The following is a 319-nucleotide window of genomic DNA, read 5'->3' as shown; positions in this document are numbered from 1 at the left end:
TCTATGTCATCATCGCCACATCCATCGGCCTCCTCATGTCTTCCTTCATGAAGAGCCAGATTGCGGCAATCTTCGGCACGGCTCTTCTGACGCTCATTCCGGCGACGCAATATTCGGGCATGATCGATCCGGTGTCGTCGCTCCAGGGCGTGGGCGCGTTCATCGGCCGGATCTATCCGACCACCTATTTCGTGACGATCTCGCGCGGCGTCTTTTCCAAGGCGCTCAGCTTTGCCGACCTGTCCGGCGCGTTCGTGCCGTTGCTCGTCGCCATTCCGGTGCTGCTCGGCCTTGGAGCGGCTTTCTTGAGAAAACAGGC

At 59.6% G+C, this 319-nt stretch carries 1 pseudogene; it reads left to right on the top strand.

Features of this window, described 5'->3' with window-relative positions:
* Positions 1-319: pseudogene (locus EN804_RS35920) on the top strand (ABC transporter permease); the annotation flags it as partial.

It is taken from the genome of Mesorhizobium sp. M8A.F.Ca.ET.161.01.1.1, from assembly GCF_004792105.1.
Taxonomy (GTDB): Bacteria; Pseudomonadota; Alphaproteobacteria; order Rhizobiales; family Rhizobiaceae; genus Mesorhizobium.
This window is presented reverse-complemented; position numbering and strand designations above follow the sequence as displayed.